This window comes from Melaminivora jejuensis (assembly GCF_017811175.1).
GTDB classification, from domain to species: domain Bacteria; phylum Pseudomonadota; class Gammaproteobacteria; order Burkholderiales; family Burkholderiaceae_C; genus Melaminivora; species Melaminivora jejuensis.
Genome location: NZ_JACWIJ010000002.1, coordinates 996,313 through 1,013,479 on the forward strand (window position 1 = coordinate 996,313; position 17,167 = coordinate 1,013,479).

The 17,167-nt window shown below is 63.3% G+C and carries 10 protein-coding genes and 7 pseudogenes; 5 read left to right on the top strand and 12 right to left on the bottom strand.

Annotated elements, in window-relative coordinates; genetic code table 11:
- Nucleotides 1–43: 43 nt before the first annotated feature.
- The 3 genes from IDM45_RS04875 to IDM45_RS04885 form a co-directional block, all read right to left on the bottom strand.
- Complete coding sequence (locus tag IDM45_RS04875; protein WP_209421868.1) at nucleotides 44–1,159, bottom strand: acyltransferase family protein; 1,116 nt, start codon at nucleotides 1,157–1,159, stop codon at nucleotides 44–46.
- Between the two features lie 91 nt (nucleotides 1,160–1,250).
- Nucleotides 1,251–2,168, bottom strand: coding sequence for a 50S ribosomal protein L3 N(5)-glutamine methyltransferase (gene prmB / locus IDM45_RS04880; RefSeq protein ID WP_209421869.1), 918 nt, complete (start codon nucleotides 2,166–2,168; stop codon nucleotides 1,251–1,253).
- A complete protein-coding gene (locus tag IDM45_RS04885) occupies nucleotides 2,165–3,328 on the bottom strand; it encodes a PilT/PilU family type 4a pilus ATPase (RefSeq protein ID WP_209424003.1) in 1,164 nt (387 codons plus the stop codon). Before IDM45_RS04885 ends, prmB begins: the two co-directional genes overlap by 4 nt.
- Nucleotides 3,329–3,671: 343 nt before the next feature.
- Here IDM45_RS04885 and IDM45_RS04890 point away from each other — a divergent pair, with 343 nt between their 5' ends.
- Nucleotides 3,672–5,114: a methyl-accepting chemotaxis protein gene (locus tag IDM45_RS04890; protein ID WP_408631641.1), complete on the top strand. Its 1,443-nt coding sequence runs from the start codon at nucleotides 3,672–3,674 to the stop codon at nucleotides 5,112–5,114.
- Between the two features lie 14 nt (nucleotides 5,115–5,128).
- Here the strand turns inward: IDM45_RS04890 and IDM45_RS04895 are convergent.
- From IDM45_RS04895 to dusA, 4 genes and pseudogenes are all read right to left on the bottom strand, one after another.
- Nucleotides 5,129–5,760, bottom strand: a pseudogene (locus IDM45_RS04895) (RnfABCDGE type electron transport complex subunit B).
- Between the two features lie 5 nt (nucleotides 5,761–5,765).
- Nucleotides 5,766–7,085 (bottom strand): annotated as a pseudogene (locus IDM45_RS04900) (polyhydroxyalkanoate depolymerase); the annotation flags it as partial.
- 150 nt (nucleotides 7,086–7,235) lie between these two features.
- Complete coding sequence (locus IDM45_RS04905) at nucleotides 7,236–8,318, bottom strand: GTP pyrophosphokinase (protein WP_209421872.1); 1,083 nt, start codon at nucleotides 8,316–8,318, stop codon at nucleotides 7,236–7,238.
- A gap of 35 nt (nucleotides 8,319–8,353) precedes the next feature.
- Nucleotides 8,354–9,285: pseudogene (gene dusA, locus IDM45_RS04910) on the bottom strand (tRNA dihydrouridine(20/20a) synthase DusA).
- Nucleotides 9,286–9,532: 247 nt separating this feature from the next.
- Here dusA and IDM45_RS04915 point away from each other — a divergent pair.
- The 4 genes and pseudogenes from IDM45_RS04915 to IDM45_RS04930 all read left to right on the top strand — a co-directional run.
- Nucleotides 9,533–10,519, top strand: a complete 987-nt coding sequence (locus IDM45_RS04915; RefSeq protein WP_209421873.1) for a site-specific integrase — start codon at nucleotides 9,533–9,535, stop codon at nucleotides 10,517–10,519.
- A gap of 306 nt (nucleotides 10,520–10,825) precedes the next feature.
- Nucleotides 10,826–11,178: pseudogene (locus tag IDM45_RS04920) on the top strand (transposase); the annotation flags it as partial.
- Nucleotides 11,179–11,267: 89 nt separating this feature from the next.
- A pseudogene (locus tag IDM45_RS04925) lies at nucleotides 11,268–12,075 on the top strand (transposase).
- 28 nt (nucleotides 12,076–12,103) lie between these two features.
- A pseudogene (locus IDM45_RS04930) lies at nucleotides 12,104–12,229 on the top strand (IS5/IS1182 family transposase); the annotation flags it as partial.
- 22 nt (nucleotides 12,230–12,251) lie between these two features.
- Here the strand turns inward: IDM45_RS04930 and IDM45_RS04935 are convergent.
- The 5 genes and pseudogenes from IDM45_RS04935 to IDM45_RS04955 form a co-directional block, all read right to left on the bottom strand.
- Nucleotides 12,252–12,671, bottom strand: coding sequence for an organic hydroperoxide resistance protein (locus IDM45_RS04935; RefSeq protein WP_042425476.1), 420 nt, complete (start codon nucleotides 12,669–12,671; stop codon nucleotides 12,252–12,254).
- Nucleotides 12,672–12,724: 53 nt separating this feature from the next.
- Nucleotides 12,725–13,189, bottom strand: coding sequence for a MarR family winged helix-turn-helix transcriptional regulator (locus IDM45_RS04940; protein WP_209421875.1), 465 nt, complete (start codon nucleotides 13,187–13,189; stop codon nucleotides 12,725–12,727).
- Nucleotides 13,190–13,309: 120 nt separating this feature from the next.
- Nucleotides 13,310–14,139, bottom strand: a pseudogene (locus tag IDM45_RS04945) (crotonase/enoyl-CoA hydratase family protein).
- A 46-nt stretch (nucleotides 14,140–14,185) separates the two neighbouring features.
- Nucleotides 14,186–15,880, bottom strand: coding sequence for a long-chain-fatty-acid--CoA ligase (locus IDM45_RS04950; protein ID WP_232653412.1), 1,695 nt, complete (start codon nucleotides 15,878–15,880; stop codon nucleotides 14,186–14,188).
- Nucleotides 15,877–17,103: an IS256 family transposase gene (locus tag IDM45_RS04955; RefSeq protein ID WP_209421876.1), complete on the bottom strand. Its 1,227-nt coding sequence runs from the start codon at nucleotides 17,101–17,103 to the stop codon at nucleotides 15,877–15,879. The genes IDM45_RS04950 and IDM45_RS04955 overlap by 4 nt, the downstream gene beginning before the upstream one ends.
- Between the last annotated feature and the right edge of the window lie 64 nt (nucleotides 17,104–17,167).

The following is a 17,167-nucleotide window of genomic DNA, read 5'->3' on the forward strand; positions in this document are numbered from 1 at the left end:
GCTGCAGCCAGCTCTTGCCGTCAGCTTTCGATGAAGCACAAGATTATCTGCCGGGATGCGTATCCAGATTTTTCTGAGCTGATGTTGATGAGAGAGGGAATTTTGACTTTGTCAAGTGTTTGCCAAAATTAATAGCCGGCTTTTCCAGGAAAATATAACTAATAACAGATAGAGTCAATGTCAATAATATACTAACTGCGACGCCGAGATATCCGGAGATCTGCCAAATATTTTTCACCATGAGTAATACTGGGAAGTGGCACAAATAAATTGAATATGACACTTCGGAAATAATAAATACCCCTTTACTGCGGAATGCAGGGCTATTTATTCCTGCCAGCATCAACAGGCCAAGTCCTATTCCGGTAATGAATATTGGATTATAAATGAAATAATATTTTCTCAATATGAATAACAAGACAGCAAGCATCATCAGGAGAAATGGATTTACCTTCCTCAGCCTATCTTTGTGGAAAAATATCCACGCTCCAAAGGCGAAAAAACAAATTTGTGAAAAGAAATGATTCGCCAGAAAAAGATATGAAAATCCCGGATTGACATCTGTCACCCCTGGATAAAATCCATCAAAGACATGCTGGTTGGCCGCATAAGCCCAAGCGGAAGAAAACAATGTGATCCCCATTACGGTGGCTGTGCTCAATGAACGACGCCACAGTAATAAAGGTGCGCTTGCATACCATAATACCTCTACAGTCAGAGTCCAAGTAACATGCAATGTATCATAATGAAGCAACGCTTTTGGGAACAAATGTTGCATCAGCAATATATTTGCCAAAAACTCCCATGGAGCCTGAGAAATATTGTCCCAGGAAATCACTCCATTAAATAATCCAATGCCTAAAAAAAACAACAGGTAGGCGGGTATTATGCGGAAAATTCTGTGGATTGCATAATCTGTCAGCGGGTGTCTGGTACAGCTGGCACTTATGAGGTAACCACTTATGAGGAAAAACAACTGTGGGCCGAATTGCCCGCCGTATTCCCCAAAGAAAGGAAAATCACCTCCAAAGGTCGATTGCGCATGATGAATGAATACGGAAATTACAGCGATGGCGCGTAATAGGTCAATGTTGTTCTGGCGCTGATTGTCAAATAATCCACGCCAATATTCATCGAAATTATTTTTTATGCCTGGCATGAAGCGGATTAGACTCCGATAATATTTTTGGTCGATTTATGATTTTTAAGGGCAATGTTATTTTGCTGCATTCTAGGATAATGAAATTGCTTCAGGAGCCCATCCATGCTTTCAGAGAGCACGCAGTCACCAGCAACACCTGTTCATCGCCTGCGCTGGTTTCCAGCCAGAACACCGGAAATTCAGGAAAAGCTGCCTCGAAAAACGGTTTTTCGTTGCCGATTTCCAGCACCAGCACCCCATCTTCAGCCAATTGTTCCGGCAGGGCTTGCAGCAGCTGGCGGATGAAATCCATGCCGTCGATGCCGCCGGCCAGGGCCAGCTCGGGCTCGGCGCGATACTCGGGCGGCAGGGCGGCCATGCTGGCAGCGTTCACATAGGGCGGGTTGCACAGCACCAGATCCCAAACGCCAGGCGCCGCTGCCAGGCCGTCGCCCTGCACCAGGGCAATACGCTCGCCCAGACCGTGGCGCTCCACATTGATGCGCGCCACCTCCAGCGCATCGGCGGACAGGTCGGCACCTGTCACCTGCACCTCGGGCCAGGCCAGCGCGGCCAGCACGGCCAGGCTGCCGTTGCCGGTACACAAATCCAGCACGCGGTGGGTGCGATCGCTCAGCCAGGGGTCGATGCTGCCATCTGCGATCAGCTCGGCAATCAGGCTGCGCGGCACGATGGTGCGTTCATCCACATGGAACGGCACGCCCTGCAGCCAGGCCTCGTGCGTGAGGTAGGCGGCTGGTTTGCGGGTGGTGATGCGTTCTTCAAAAACAGTAGCTGCCCGCGCTTGCTCAGCAAGGCTTACAGGCCGATTCGATACTGAATCCTCGGCCTGTTCAGCCAGATTGCTGTCCAGCGGCAGGCCCAGGCTCCACAGCACCAGCCAGGCGGCTTCATCGCGGGCGTTGGTCGTGCCGTGGCCAAAGGACACGCCGGCCTGCAGAAGATATTGCTCGCCGTCCCGGATCAACTCGCCCAGCGTGCTGCCGGTGATGTGCCGCTGCGTCATTGGGAGTGGACATCCAGGACGATCTCGGTGAAGGACGGAGCGTCGTCGTCCGCCGAACGGCCCGCCTGGCTGGCGGCCTGCGCCTCCCGGGAGGCGGCCGCGAAATCGTTTTGCAGCCGCCACATCAGGTTGGTCGGGGAGTCGGCATAGGCCAGGCCTTCTTTGCGCTCGATGCGGCCTGCCAGGATCAGCTCTGCCAGCGACTCCTCAAAGGTCTTGGAGCCTTCGGCCATGGATTTTTCCAAGGCGTCGCGCACGCCGGAGAAGTCCCCTTGCTCGATCAACTCGGCCACCAGCTTGGTGTTGAGCATGATCTCCACCGCTGCCACGCGCCCGCCGCCGGATGTGCGCACCAGGCGCTGCGAGATGATGGCGCGCAGCGCCGAGGCCAGATCGCTGAGCATGGTCTCGCGCACTTCCACCGGATAGAACGACAGGATGCGGTTGAGCGCGTGGTAGCTGTTGTTGCCGTGCAGGGTGGCCAGGCACAGGTGGCCCGACTGGGCATAGGCAATGGCCGCCGACATGGTTTCGCGGTCGCGGATCTCGCCGATCAGAATCACATCCGGCGCCTGGCGTAGGGCGTTCTTCAGCGCCGTCTGCAGCGAGCGCGTGTCGCTGCCGATTTCGCGCTGGTTGACGATGGATTTCTTGTTCTTGAACTGGTATTCGATCGGATCCTCGACGGTGAGGATGTGGCCGGCAGTCGTCTGGTTGCGCTCGTCGAGCATGGCGGCCAGCGTGGTGCTCTTGCCCGAGCCGGTGGCGCCGACGATCAGGATCAGGCCGCGCTTGTGCAAGGCCAGCTCGCCCAGCAGCGGCGGCAGCCCCAGCGAGGACAGGGCCGGAATGTGCTGGGCAATGAAGCGGATGACCACCGCCACGGTGCCGCGCTGGCGCATGGCGCTGACTCGAAAGCGCCCCACGCCGGCAATGGGCACACCCATGTTCAGCTCACCCGTCTCCTGCAGCTCCTCGATGCGCTCGGGCGGGACGATCTCGGACAGCAGGTTCAGCGGCGCATCGACCGGCAGCTCCTGGTTGTTGATCGGGATGCATTCGCCATTGATCTTGATCAGGGCCGGGGCCTTGGCCGACAGGTAAACGTCCGAGGCGTTCTTGTCCGCCATCAGGCGCAGGATCCGCTCCATGGTTCCCATAGTGCTCATGGTCGATGTCTTGTCTGGTGAAGTGGATGGGCGATGCAAGCGGGCGGGGAGGCGCGCGCCAGGCATGTGGGAAGGCGCGATTATCGAGCAGCGCTGCCCCGGTGGCGGCTGCCGGCAGGTCTGCCGCTGCGGCAGGCACACGGATGGGGCAGGCGGGCAGAAATGTTGCATTCATGCGCGGCCCGATTTGGCAACTGGTTGCAACAGATATCATGACTTGACGCCGGCTGGCGGCGTTGGCAAGCACACATGATGAGGCAAGGGAGCGATGCGCAATTCAATATTCCTGCGTCCGGGGTTGTGGCTGTTGCAGCGGCTCGGGCTAGGGGGGCGAATGGCCCTGCTGGCCGGGCTGGCGGTGCTGTCCCTGGTGCTTCTGGCTGCAACTGCTGAATTCTTGCCGCAGGCTCTGTGGCCTCTGTGCCTGTGCCTGGTGTTGCTCGTCGGCTACCTGGCGGCTGCCCTGCACGCCGGCATGGCCGGGCCGCTCAACCGCTTGCGCCAAGCCATGGAGCAGGCGGCGCAGGGCGATCTATGTGCGCGTGCCAGCCTGGACGGCAGCGACGAGCTGGCGCGGCTGGGCAATCGGCTCGATCGGCTGGTGCTGCATCTGTCCAGCGCCGTAGCCGATATCCGCAGCAATGCGGCACTGGTCGATCACGCCGGCGCCAGCCTGGCCCGCGACAGCGCAGCGCTGTCCGCGAGAACCGAGCAGCAAGCCAGCAGCGTCGAGCAGACTGCCGCCAGCGTGGAGCAGCTGACGGCGGCCATCGACAATACCATCGAGGCGGCCCGGGAGGCGGCGCAGGAGGGCGAGCGGGTGCGCTTGCGCGCCGAAGAGGGCAGCCAGGCCATGACGCACGCCATCTCCTCGGTGCAATCCATCCAGGATGGCGCCCGGCGCATGAGCGAAATCATCGGGGTGATCGACTCGATCGCCTTCCAGACCAATATCCTGGCGCTCAACGCTGCCGTGGAGGCGGCGCGCGCCGGCGAGCAGGGCCGGGGTTTTGCGGTGGTGGCCAGCGAAGTGCGCACCCTGGCGGGCCGCTCGGCCGAGGCGGCGCGCGAGATCCGCACCCTGATCCAGACCTCGGTGCAGCAAGTCCAGGACAGTGGCACCCTGATCCGCAATGCTGGCGATGGCATGGCTGCGGCGCAGCAGGGTATCCGCACGGTGGCTGGCCACGTGGCCAGCATCTCCCACTCGGTGGTCGAGCAGGGCACGGGCCTGCGCGAGATCAATGCCGCTGTCCAGCAACTCGATCAGCTCACCCAGCACAACGCCAGCATGGTGGGCGATACGCTGCAGCAGGCGCGCGCCCTGCAGGGCCGCGCCCATACCCTGGCGCGTGCGGTACAGGTGTTTCGCCTGCAGCAGGGCACAGCGGAGGAGGCCCTGGCACTGGTACAGCGCGCCGCAGCCGTGGCCCAGGGCCGCAGCCGCGAGGGTTTCCTGCGCACCATCACCGACCCTGCCCAGCCATTTCACGACCGGGACATGTACGTGTTTGCCCTTGATGCGCAGGGAGCCTATCTTGCCTTTGCCGGCAATCCGGCCAAGGTCGGCTCGCGCGTGCAGGACATTCCGGGAGTCGATGGCCAGGCGCTGCTGCAGGCCATCATTGCCCAGGCCGAGCGCAGCCCGGGCTGGGTGGAGTACGACATCGTGCATCCGACCAGCGGAGCCGTGCAAACCAAGATGTCGTTTGTGCAGCGGGTGGCGGATGTCTATCTGGGCTGCGGCGTCTACAAGAGCCTGACGGCAGTGTCCTGAGGGCCAGGCAATTTTCAGGCGTTGCTGCGGCGCGCGCGCGCGCGCGCCAGGGCGGCGGCCACGGTTGCCTGCCTGTCCGGGACGGGTGGCGGCGCCTGCTCGGGGCGGCGGGGGAGGTTGCAAGCCGCTGCTGGCGGGCGCGGTGGCGTTGGCGGGCGTGCTCGGCCTGGGTCTGCGACCAGGCAGCCCAGCCAGTCAGGCTGCCGCTGGCGTTTTCCATGCGGATGCAATCCACCGGACAGGCGGGGAGGCACAGCTCGCAGCCGGTGCAGTGCTCGGGCAGCACCACGTGCATACGCTTGTTCAGGCCGATGATGGCGTCCACCGGGCAGGCTGCCAGGCACAGAGTGCAGCCGATGCACCAGTCCTCGTCGATCACGGCGACGCCACGCGGCAGCTCCTGGCCATATTGCGGATCGACCTCGCAGGCTGCCACAGCAAGCGCCGCGATGGCCGCCAGCCGGGCCACCCCTTCGGCGCCTCCGGGCGGACAGCGGTCGATGGCGGCGGTGCCTTGGGCCACCGCCTGGGCATAGGAATGGCAGTCGGGATAGCCGCAGCGCGTGCATTGGGTCTGCGGCAGGGCGGCGTCGATGCGCGCCGCCAGCGCAGACAGATCAGAGCCGCGTGCGCAACCCGGCACCATGGTCAGGCCGCAGCGGCGTGCAGGGCTTTGGCGGGAGTGCCTGCCTGCTTGCTGGGTTCAGTCCTGTTGTGGGCCAGGATGAAGTCGCGCACCTGGGGATAGACGATCTCGCGCCAGCGCCGGCCGCTGAAGATGCCGTAGTGTCCGGCGCCCTGGACTTCCAGGTGCTGGCGGTGCTTGGCGGCGATGCCGCTGCACAGCTCGTGCGCCGCCTGGGTCTGGCCGCTGCCGGAAATGTCGTCGAGTTCGCCCTCGACGGTCAGCAGGGCCGTGGTGGCGATGTCCTGGGGGCGCACGCGCTCCAGCGTGCCGCCGGGCGAGCGCACGTCCCAGGTGCCGTTCATCAGCTTGAAGTCCTGGAAGACCGTGCGGATGGTCTCCAGGTAGTAGTGCGCATCCATGTCGAGCACGGCGTTGTACTCGTCATAGAACTTGCGGTGTGCCTCGGCGCTGGCGTCGTCGCCCTGCACCAGGTTCTTGAAGTAGTCGTAGTGGCTGGTGGCGTGGCGATCCGGGTTCATGGCGATGAAGCCGGTGTGCTGCAGGAAGCCCGGATAGACCATGCGCCCGGCGCCCGGGAATTTGCTGGGCACGCGGTAGATCACGTTGTTCTCGAACCACTCGAAGCTGCGCTGCGTGGCCAGGTCGTTGACCGCCGTGGGCGAGCGCCGCGCATCGATGGGGCCGCCCATCATGGTCATGGACAGCGGCGTGCTCTCGCCCCGGCTGGCCATCAGCGAAATGGCGGCCAGCACCGGCACCGTGGGCTGGCACACGCTCATCACATGGCAGTTGCCGTACTTGCCCTGCAGGTGGCGGATGAAGTCCTGCACGTAGTTGACGTAGTCATCGAGGTGGAAGTCTCCCTCGGACAGCGGCACGGTGCGGGCGTTCTTCCAGTCGGTGATATAGACCTTGTGGCCGCTGAGCATGGTGCGCACCGTCTCGCGCAGCAGCGTGGCGTAGTGCCCCGACAGCGGCGCGACGACCAGCACCACGGGCTGGTTCTTGAGCTCGTTCAAGGTGGCGGGATCGTCAGAAAAACGCTTGAAGCGACGCAGCTCGCAAAAGGGCCGCTCGATCTCCACCCGCTCGTGGATGGCCACCTCGACGCCATCGACCTCGACGGAGCGGATGCCGAATTCGGGCTTTTCGTAATCCTTGCCGAGCCGGTACAGCAGCTCGTAGCCAGCCGACAGCCGATGGGCGGCCTGGGTCTGGCAAAACGGGTTGTGCGGGTTGCTGTAGAACTTCGCCGTGGCCTGTGCCAGGTCGGTAAAGGGCTCCATCAGGGCGCGCTGGGTCTCGAAAAGTGTATACAACATGGCATGTAAAAGGTTGTTGCAGTGCAATATAGCAGTAACGTCTGCGAATTGCTGTGCGGGGTGAATCGGCTGGTGCGGGACAACAACAGGATTGACAGATGTTGATGATGCTATTTTTGCGATAGCGCCTTACGCTGATCTGTCGGTGTTTTACGCGTGTTTTGATGGTGAATTGGCTTGCAGCCATGTCTCGAAGGCCTCACGCGCACTGTTGCGCAGCGCACGCTGGAACGCGGCCTTGTCCTGCAGGTACAGGCAGTGGCGCATCATGGTGAAAGCGTTGAAGCCGCCCTGGCGGTTGACGCTCTCATGGTGCTGGCGATAGCGCTTGACGGTGCCCAGCGTGCTGCGCATCAGGCTGTTGAACTGGGCGCGCGTCAGGCCGGGCGCCCAGCCGTGGATTTCATCGACGAAGTGATCGACCCGCACCGGATCGAAATCGTGCTCCGGAAAGAAGTGCTGCGCGGTGCGCAGGAAGGTGAAGGCATTGAGCCGGGCTGAAGAACTGGAGCTGCTGCGCCCGGCGCTGTCCTGCGCCTCCTGACCCTCCTGTGGCTCGGCGCTGGCGCTGCGCAACTCGGCCTCAGTGGCATCGCGAATCTGGCTGAACTCCCGGTCGGCCAGCTCGAACAAGGCCGACAGCACGTTGATGCGTCGCTTGAGCTCGGCCGGGATGGATTTTTTGTACTTGATGCGGTGATCGAGCACGCTCCAGGCGTCCTGGATGATGGTGCGCACCTGCAGCTCGAAGGGGCGGTCGGCGTGGCTGGGCAGCGGCTGCGCCTGCACCAGCGCCGCCGGCTTCAGGCGTAAGTCCAAGTGCAGCCCCTTGTAGCCGAAGGACGATTCCGTGCCCTGCATGGCGCCGGCCTTGTCGGTCACGTCGATCACATCGAAGTGCTGGCCCACGATGGCCGCCACCTTGGCCAGCTCGTCCTCATACAGGCAGACCACACGCACGCCGATCAGGTCGGTGATGTGTTCCTGGATGCGGTAGGGCGCGCCGCCGTCCTCCAGCGCCGTGCGGTACTTGCGGGCGAACTTGCGCAGGCACTCCTCGCGATCCTTGACCCGGCCCTCGATCTTGGCGATCTCGACACCGCCGGCCTGCTGCAAAAGCGCCTGCAGCCGCGCCACATGCAGGGTGCAGGCCAGCTCCAGCGCGGCGCGCTCGCGGTCGTACCAGGCGAGGAAATCGGCCTCTTCAGGGCTGAGCCGGGCAGTTTCGGTCATGGTGCGTGGGCGGATGGATGCGGCGTCACCCAGGCTCAGGGCCTGGTGCGCGCCAGGAGCATGACCTCGCGCGCTGGCAGATGTTTCAGGCGGTGGTCGCTCCAGACCTGGCGCCAGCGGCGCGCCCCGGTCAGGCCGTTGCGCAGGCCGAGCATGTGCCGGGCGATGGCCTGCCAGGGCGTGCCGTGGCTGCGGGCCTCGTGCTCCATGTAGATCACCATGGCTTCTTCGATCTCTTCGCGCGTGAGCGGGTTGGGCGCTGCGCCGAAGAACGCCTCATCCCAGCGCGCCAGCCACCAGGGGTTGTGGTAGGCCTCGCGCCCGACCATGACCCCATCGAGCAGTTGCAGTTGCTCATGCACCAGTGCATCGGTGGCAATACCGCCGTTGATGGCCAGCGTGAGCGCCGGAAAGTCATGCCTGAGGCGGGCCACCACGTCGTAGCGCAGCGGCGGGATCTCGCGGTTTTCCTTGGGGCTCAGGCCCTTGAGCCAGGCATTGCGGGCATGGACGATGAAGACCTGGCAGCCGGCCTCGGCCACGGTGCCGATGAAGTCGCGCACGAAGCCGTAGTCCTCGCGCTGGTCGATGCCGATGCGGTGCTTGACGGTCACCGGCAGGGCCACCGCGTCGGCCATGGCCTTGACACAGTCGGCCACCAGTTGCGGTTCGTTCATCAGGCAGGCGCCAAAGGCGCCGCGCTGCACCCGCTCGCTGGGGCAGCCGCAGTTGAGGTTGACCTCGTCATAGCCCACTCGGCGGCCAGCCGGGCGCAGCGTGCCAGATCGGCAGGTTCGCTGCCGCCCAGCTGCAGGGCGACAGGGTGCTCGGCCTGGCCAAAGCGCAGATGGCGCTGCACATCGCCATGCAGCAGCGCGCCGGTGGTCACCATCTCGGTGTACAGGCGGGCGTGGCGGCTCAGCAGCCGGTGCAGGTGGCGGCAGTGCCGGTCCGTCCAGTCCAGCATGGGGGCAACCGACATGCGCCACGGGCTGCTAAGTTGTTGATTTATCTTAGTTTTTTCTTTTCTCATACATATTTTTCTGCGCCCCGTAGCATTCTTGAAGCACCCGAAATCCCCCGAAAAACCCTGGAAAGCTTCTGCCGATGCTACATTGAGTGCTACAGCAAAGTCTTGTAGCACTGCAATCATGGGCACTATCACAGCACGAAAACGCAGCGACGGCACGACAGGGTACACGGCCCAAATCCGCATGAAAAACAAGGGCGTGATTGTGCATACCGAAGCGCAGACCTTCAGCAAGCGGGCCTTGGCGCAGGCATGGCTCAAGCGCAGGGAGGCAGAGTTGGAGGCCGCACGGTCAAGCGGGCAATTGGCCGTCGCTCCCCTGACCGTTGGAGAAATTCTCCAGGCCTACGTCGAGCAATCGACCGGAATCACGGAGTGGGGCAGATCCAAAAAAGCGGACATTGCCCGCCTCCAAACGGCAGGACTTGCTCAAAAAGATGCACGGCTGCTGACGGCAGCAGACCTGATCGAGCACGCCAAAAGGCGGCGGCTGAACGACGGGGCCGGGCCTGCCACGGTGCTGAACGATATAGTGTGGCTGCGTCAGGCGTTTTTGATGGCTGCAACCTTGCTCCACATCCAGCAGCCTTTGCTAGCGGTTGATGCCGCCAAAGTAGAGTTGATGCGCTCGCGGGTCATCGCCAAGGCTCAAAAGAGGAAACGCAGGCTGGCCACAGGAGAAGAAGAGCGCCTCATCGATTACTTCTCAAGCCGTGACAGGCGTAGCCAGATTCCAATGCTGGACATCATGCTTTTCGCGCTGCTCACTGCGAGACGGCAGGAGGAAATTTGCCGCTTGCGCTGGGAGGATGTTGATGAGGAAAAAGGCACAGGCTGGATCGACGACGTGAAGCACCCCACTCAAAAAAGAGGCAATCGGCGCGAGTTCCGTATCCTGAGACCCGCCATGGAGATCATCATGCGCCAGCCGCGCGTTGCCGCTGAAGTGTTCCCCTATCAATCCAGGAGTGTGGGAGCCGCGTTCACGCGAGCGTGCAGGTTTCTGGATCTGCCAGATCTACATTTCCATGACCTGCGGCACGAAGCAACCAGTCGGCTTTTTGAGAAGGGTTACAGCATACAGGAGGTGGCTCAGTTCACGTTGCATGATAGCTGGAGCACTCTCAAGATATACACCCATCTTCGCCCTGACGCCATCCCAGAGCGGTAGATTATGCGCGCACGCGCTCCCAGTCCTGCTGGGCCTCGCGTTTTTTTCTGTCGATGTACTCGGCCAGTTTTTCCGCACTCACAAACCAAGGGCTGCGCTTTCCCCGAGTTTGTATGTAGGGATAGGCTTTGTTGCACAAATCGAGTTGCAGACGGCATGACCCCACCCCAGACGGATCTATGCCACGGCAGCCACTGGTACGGTTCGAGGACGACCGATCTGGCTGAAGCGATTCAGCAATGACCTGCAACCCGCGGCCCGTACCAAGGCAATAGAGAAGAATCCGCGCAACTGAGAGGAAGCGCGATGCGCAAGAGCAGGTACACAGACGAACAGATCATTGGGTTCATCAAGCAGGCCGACGCCGGTATGAGCGTGGTGGACTTGTGCCGCCGAGAGGGATTCAGCTCGGCAACCTTCTACAAGTGGCGAGCCAAGTTCGGCGGGATGGAGACCAGCGACGCCAGGCGGCTGCGCGATCTAGAAGCCGAGAACAACCGGCTCAAGAAGCTGCTGGCCGAGGCGGTGCTGGACAACGAGGCGCTGAAGGTGGCCTTCGGTGTAAAGCGCTGAGCCCACCGGCGAAGCGACGCGCGGTGGGCGAGATGTTGAAGGCGACTCCGATCAGCGAACGGCGCGCTTGCGCCTTGATAGGGCTGGGGCTCCTCGTCGATTCGTGTGGATCCCAACACCCACAATTGGCCCCTGGGGCAACACTGAGTAGATCAGAAGAAAGAAGCAAACCGACATGACCGCAGGAGCAGGGATCGAGGCGTTGTTCACCACGGCACTGGGCCTGCAGCCGCCCTGGGAGGTGGTGCAGGTGCAGCTTGAGACGGCCCGCCGGCGCATCGACTTTGAAGTGCGCTGCAGCGCCAAGCGCCTGGCTTGCCCGCACTGCGGCCTGGCCGAGCAAGGCATCCACGACCGGCTGCGCCGCTGCTGGCGCCACCTGGACTTCTTTCAATACGAAGCCTGGCTGCCAGGCCATGGACCAGGTGCGCACCAGCGAGTGGCGCAGCCACCCCAAGGCGGTCACGGAGGTCTTTGGTGACAAGGACAGCGAAACCCGCAAGGGCTTGATGTGGGGCATGCGCAAGAACCCGCAGGGCTGGAGGGCCAGGCAAGCCGCCGCCATGCACTGGCTGCAGCGCTCGCATCTTCAGTCTGCCCGTGCCTGGCGCATGAAGATGAGTTTGCGTGAGGTGTACGCCAGGGCGCGTGAACACAACGATTCGGGCAGCGCGCAGCTTGAGCTCAGGCGCTGGCTCAGCTGGGCCAGGCGAAGCCGCCTGAAGCCCTTTGTGCGTCTGGCCAAGACCATCACCGAACACTTCGATGGCGTCGTGCGGGGGATGCTGGACAACCGCTCCAACGCCTATGTGGAGGCCATGAACGGGCTGCTGCAGCAGGTCAAGCGGGCGGCCCGGGGCTTTCGCACAGCCAAGAACTTCATCGCGATTGCGCATCTGCGCATGGGCCGGCTCAAGGATTTGCCGCAAAGCCCATTCAAGATGGCTGAGCCTGGCAATGACACGGGCTACCGCCATGTGTAGTGCCTGTCAGATTCCACACGAATCGACGAGGAGCCGGAAATTACTGGTGCGCTACGAGAAGCTGGAGCACACGTTCCTCGCACTCAACCATCTCGCCGCCGCCATCATCGCGCTGCGGAAAATCCACCTGCCCGTTAATATTATTTACGGATAAATCCTTAGTAGCGATTGCGGGCTCAGGGCGCCAGGGTCAGCGTCACGTTGACGTTGCCGCGCGTGGCGTTGGAGTAGGGGCAGACCTGGTGCGCGGCGTCCACCAGGGCCTGGGCGGCGGCGCGCTCCATGCCGGGCAGGTGCACCTGCAGGCGCACGGCGATGCCATAGCCGCCGGTGATGGGGCCCAGGTCCACCTCGGCGTCCACGGCCACGTCCTGCGGCACGGCAATCTTCTGCATGCCGCCCACGGCCTTGAGTGCGCCGATGAAGCAGGCCGAGTAGCCGGCGGCGAACAACTGCTCGGGGTTGGTGCCGGTACCCGAGGTGCCGGGCGAGGACAGTTTCACATCCAGGCGCCCGTCGTCGGTGCGCGAGGCGCCGTCGCGGCCCCCGGTGGTGTGGGCGCGGGCGGTGTAGAGGACTTTGTCGAGGGTGGCCATGGTGCTTTCCTTTGCGGGTGGTGCCCGGTGCGGGCGGGGTTGAATCGGTGGGTTCAGGCCTGGCCGAGCTGGGCGCGCAGGGCCTGGAGCTGGCGCGTGAGCGCCTGCAGTTCAGGCAGGGCGGTACGGCTGCTGCGCAGCACGCAGGCGGGCACGCTCTCGGCGTCGTCGCGCAGCGCGCGGCCCCGGGGGGTGAGGGTGATGCGCACGCGGCGCTCGTCCTGCGGGTCGCGCTGGCGCGCGACCAGGCCCGAGGCTTCGAGGCGCTTGAGCAGCGGCGTCAGCGTGCCGGAGTCGAGGAACAGGCGCTCGCCAAGCTCGGACACCGTGGGGCCGTCCTGCTCCCAGAGCACCAGCATCACCAGGTACTGCGGGTAGGTCAGGCCGATGGCATCGAGCAGCGGCTTGTAGAGCTTGGTCATCGCCAGCGAGGTCGAGTACAGCGCAAAGCACACCTGGTTGTCGAGCTGCAGGAGGGGCGGGCTGGGACGGTCGGCGGTGTATGCGGCGGCGGGCATGGGGTGAATTATGGCGAGCAATTCAATTGTGCGCAATTGAATTGAAAAAACGTGGTCCGTGGTGTGGGATTGGCGCGGGGGTGGTGGCCTGCAGGCGCGCTGGCGCGCCTGGCTGCGTGTTCAGCGCCCGCTGAACTGCGCGGGCCGCCGTTCGACAAACGCGCGCACCCCTTCGGCGGCATCCGCGCTGTTGGCCAACTGCTTTTGCACAGGGACGAAGTCCGCCACTGCCGCCGCCGGTCCTTGCTCGATCGCCTTGAGCACATTGAGCCGGGTGGCCACCACCGCCAGCGGCGCTTGGGCGGCGATGCGCCGGGCGATGGCCAGCGCCTCGTCCAGCTCCTGCCCGGCAGGAACCACCTTCTGCACGAAATTCAGGCGCAAGGCCTCGGCGCTGTCGAACTCGTCGGCGGTCAGCAGGTGCAGCAGCGCATTGCCGGCGCCGGCACGCTCGGCCATGCGCAGCGTGGCGCCGCCTGTGGCCATGATGCCGCGCTGCACCTCCATCTGCGAGAAGCGGCAGTTGTCCGCTGCCACCACGATGTCTGCGCCCAGCATGAGCTCAATGCCCACCGTGAAGCAAATGCCCTTGACGGCCACCACCATGGGTTTGGTGCGCCGCCGGTAGCCGGGCTGGCCGAAGTCGTGCGGCTCCACCAGGCCTTCGGGAATGGCCTTTTCGCCGCGCTGCAGATAGGCGGTGACGGCGGGCAGGTCCAGGCCCCCGTGAAATGGTCGCCAAATGCATGCAGCACACCCACGCGCAGCTCCGGGTCGTCGTCCAGGCGCGTATACGCCTCGGCCAGTTGGCGGAACATGGCAGGCGTCCAGCCGTTGCGTTTTGCCGGACGGTTGATGCCGATCAGCAGAATGTGTCCGAGCACCTGGGTGTCGATGCAGCCTTCCGGCGGCGGGACGGTGGGAGGGGCGATGGCCAAGGCGAAAGACATGGTTCGGAAATCCTTTTCGTGCAGGCGGGCGGGCGGCGGGACTGCGTCAGGCAGCGCCGAGCTCCTGGGTGTACAAATCCTTCTTCGAGAGCTTGCCAACGGCCGTCTTGGGCAGCTCGGCGCGCAGCTCCAGGGCGTGCGGCATCTCGTGCTTGCCCAGGTACTCGCCAAGAAAGCCGCGCAGCTGCTCGAGCGTGAGCGGCGCGCTGCCCTCCTTGAGCTTGACGAAGGCCTTGGGCGACTGGCCGCGATAGGCATCGGGCACACCGATCACGATCACCTCTTCCACGGCGGGGTGGCGGTAGATGGCTTCCTCAATGTTGCGCGGGTAGACGTTGAAGCCGCCGCAGATTATCATGTCCTTGGTGCGGTCGACGATGTAGACGAAGCCTTCCTCCGTCATGTAGCCGATGTCGCCGGTGCGCAGATAGCCGTCGGCGGTCATCGCCTCGCGCGTCGCCTCGGGGTTGTTCCAGTAGCCCTTCATGACATTGGGGCCGCGAATGCACAACTCGCCGTGCGTACCCAGCGGCACCTCGACCTGCTGGTCCAGGCTGATCACCTTGACCTCGACGCCCGGCACAGGAATGCCGCAGGAGCCCGCACGGTGCGCACCGACGCCGGGCGAGGCCGTGGCCATGGTGCAGGATTCGGTCATGCCCCAGCCTTCCTGCAGCCGGCACTGCGCCAGGCGCACGAATTTCTGGAACACCTCGGCAGCGATGGGCGCGCCGCCCGAATTGCAGAACTTGAGGGAGGACAGGTCTGTACGGCCGATGTCCGGATGGCCCGTGAAGGCCACATACATGGTCGGCACACCCAGAAAGACGCTGACCTTGTTGGCCACGATTGCGTCGAGCGTCGCCTGCAGGTCAAAACGCTGGTGCAGGATCAGCTTGGCGCCGATGCTCAGGCCGAACAGCATGTTCACGACCAGCGAATAGATGTGGAACAGCGGCAGGACCGACAGAAACGTCTCCTCGCCTTCCGCGAGCGTGCCGGCGCCCACCAGCGTGTGCCACACCTGCGACACGGCCGAACTCAGGTTCGCATGCGTGAGCATGGCGCCCTTGGGGTGGCCGGTGGTTCCGCCAGTGTATTGCAGCACGGCCACGGCCTCCAGGGCGGGCGGCTGGGGCCGTGCGGCCCCGGCGGCAGGCGAGGCCTTGAGCAGGTCGGCGAAGCGCAGGCGCTGCGCGTCCCAGGCCACGGCATGCGCGTCCTGCGGGGCGCTGGCGCCGCCGAACTCGTTCACCGAGCCGACGATCAGGCCGCGCAGCCGCGTCGTGCCCAGAAACCCGTTCATCTTTGCGAACAAGGCGGGGCTATCGAGCGTCACGATGAAGTCGGTTTCGCTGTCGCCGATCTTGTGCTCCAGCGCAGCGCCGGCGTCCAGCGGCGAGTAATTCACCACCGTCGCGCCCGCCTTGAGCACCGCAAAGAAGCTGATGATGTAGTGCGGCGTGTTCGGCAGATAGAGCCTGACATGGGAGCCGGGCCCTATCCCCAGGCGAAGCAATCCCTGGGCCATGCGGTCCGACAGATCGGCCAGTTCGGCGTAGCTGAAGCTGCGGCCCTCGAAATGCAGCGCGCAGCGCGCCGGCCAGCGCGCGGCGGCGCCGTCCAGCATCTGCGGGAGCGCCAGCGTGCGCAGCGGCGCATTCCAACGGGTGCCGGGCGGATAGGTCTTGATCCAGGGATGGGCGTGTCCGAATTTTTGTGTAAACGGGTCGGACTTCAATTGACGGAGATGCGGTCTCCGAACTGAATGGTAAAGCGGGTCAGCGCGGCCTTCCAATCGCGGATGGGCATGTTCCACTTCTGGCTGATGTTGCGCAGCGCCAGGTAGAACAGCTTGGTCAGCGCCTCGTCGCTGGGGAACGAGCCCCGGTTCTTGGTCAGCTTCCTCAGGCTCATGTTGACCGACTCGATGGCGTTGGTGGTGTAGATGACCTTGCGGATTTCCGGCGGGTAGTCAAAGAACGGGGTCAAGCGACTCCAGTTCCTGCGCCATGACTGGCCGATGGGCAGGTACTCGGCATCCCATCGGGCCTCGAACTCTGCGAGCATCAGCTCGGCCTCTTCGGCGGTGGCGGCCGTGTAGATGCGGCGCAGGTCGGCAGCCACTTCCTTGCGGCGCTTGCATGAGACGTAGTTCAGGCTGTGGCGCACCATGTGAACGATGCACAGTTGCACCACCGCCTTGGGGAACACCGCCTCAATGGCGTCCGGGAAGCCCTTGAGCCCATCGACACAGGCAATGAAGATGTCCTGCACGCCCCGGTTGCGCAGTTCGGTCACAACCTGCAGCCAGAACTTGGCACCCTCGGTCTGCGCCAGCCACAGACCCAGCACCTCCTTCTCGCCCGTCATGGTGATGCCGATGGCCAGGTACACCGCCTTGACCCGCACCGCGCCCTCGCGCACCTTCACGTGGATGCAGTCCAGATAGACGATGGGGTAAATCGGCTCCAGCGGTCTGGCCTGCCAGGCCTTGACCTCATCGGCCACGGCATCGGTCACCGAGGAAATCAAGCTGGGTGAGACCTCGGTGCCATACATCTCTTCGAGATGGGCCTGTATCTCGCGCACCGTCATGCCACGGGCGTACAGCGAGATGATTTTGTCGTCGAAGCCGGCCCAGCGGGTCTGGTGCTTGGGGATGAGCTGAGGCTCGAAGCTGCCATGGCGGTCGCGTGGCACTTCGATGGGCAATTCGCCGAACTCGCCCTTGAGGGTCTTCTTGCTCTTGCCGTTGCGGGTGTTGCCAGCGGGGTTGGCCACCGCCTCGTTGCGTTCATGGCCCAGGTGCTCAGTCAGCTCAGCGTCCAAAGCTCGCTCGACCAGCAGCTTGGTCAACTGCTTGAGCAGTCCGTTCTCGCCGATGAGGTCTTCGGGCTTCTTGTAGTTGGCCAGCAGGCCAGAGAGCAGTTCTTCGGGTACGTCGTGTTTCTTGGTGTTCATTGTGCTTACGGACAGGCCGGCTTGCGCCGGCGGTGGATTGTCCGTTTACACAAATTTCTGCACA